This is a genomic window from Sphingomonas sp. dw_22, from assembly GCF_018449795.1.
GTDB lineage: Bacteria > Pseudomonadota > Alphaproteobacteria > Sphingomonadales > Sphingomonadaceae > Sphingomonas.
On sequence record NZ_JAAVVE010000094.1, the window covers coordinates 1 to 1,341 of the forward strand.

At 70.6% G+C, this 1,341-nt stretch carries 1 protein-coding gene; it reads right to left on the reverse strand.

What is annotated here, in order from left to right; genetic code table 11:
• The coding region (locus HB724_RS20270; RefSeq protein WP_213982754.1) for a DUF4118 domain-containing protein at positions 1–1,341 on the reverse strand (1,341 nt) is incomplete at both ends.

Sequence of the window (1,341 nt, forward strand, 5' to 3'; positions counted from 1 at the left end):
GGCGCGCCGGCGTCGGGATTGGCGAGCCCGAACACGCCGAGCACGCGGCCGCCAGCGGCGAGCGGGTGGAACAGCCATTCGGAGGCGGTCAGCGTGTCCGATCCGCGGCCGGCGGGCTGGTTGTGGTCGAATGCCCAGTTCGCCGCCGCCATTTCGAGCGTCTCCAGCCGGTCCTCGGCGGGATAGGCTGCGCTGAGCGTGAGCTGGCCCTTCACCGGGAGCAGCAGCACGGTGCTGACGTCGAGCAGCCGGGCGATCTCGGCGCAGAGCATCTGGCCGAGCTCGTCGCGCTTGCTGACGCCGGTGAGCAGCCGCGCGAAGCCGGCGAGCGAGCTGTTCTGCGCGGCGCTCATCTGGGCGAGATCGGCCTGGGCGCGGACGCGCGCGGCAAGCTGGCTGCTGACCACCGCGACACCCATCAGCACCAGCACGGTGATGATGTTCTGCGGATCCTGGATCGTGAAAGTGTGGGTCGGCGGGATGAAGAAGAAGTTGTAGGCCAGCGAAGAGGCGAGGCCGGTGACGACGCCCGGGCGGACGCCGTAGCGGGTCGCGGCGAACATCACCGGGAGCAGATAGAGCAGGCCGATATTGGTGATGCTGCCGAACGAAAGGATGCTCGCGCCGAGCAGGGTGACCAGCACGGTGAGGCCGAGAGACACGGCATAGGCGCCGGGCGAGCCCCAGACGCCGCGGCCCTGGCTCTGCCGGCGCGACGGCGGCTCGCCGGTTGCGGCGCCCATCGGCAGGACATGGACGGCGATCCCCGGCGTCTCGCGCACCAGCCGATCGACCACCGAGCCGTGCCGCAGCTCGAACCAGCGCGAGCGGGCCGACTTGCCGACGATGAGCTGGGTGGCGCGGGCCTCCACGGTGAAGCGCTTGAGCCCCTCGATCACCGATTCCGCGGGGACGGCGGCGACCTGGCCGCCGAGCTGGCTGACGAGGTGGAGCGTCGCGGCGAGCCGGCTATTCTCGGCATCGCTCATATGCGCGGTGCGCGGGGTCTCGATATGCACCGCCGTCCAGGGCGCGCGCATGGCATCGGCGATGCGCTTGGTGGTGCGGACCAGCTCGGCCGAGCCGGGCAGTTCGCTGATTGCGACGACGATCCGCTCGCCGCCGGCCCAGGTGCCGGCCAGGGCATGGGCGCGCAGATAGTCGAGCATCTGCGTGTCGACCGCCTGCGCGGCGCGGCGCAGCGCCAGCTCGCGGAGCGCCGACAGGTTGGACTTGGAGAAGAAATGGCCGAGGGCGCGGGTCGCTTCCTCGGGCACATAGACCTTGCCGTCCTTCAGCCGCTCGATCAGTTCGTCGGGCGGGATGTCGACGACTTCGATC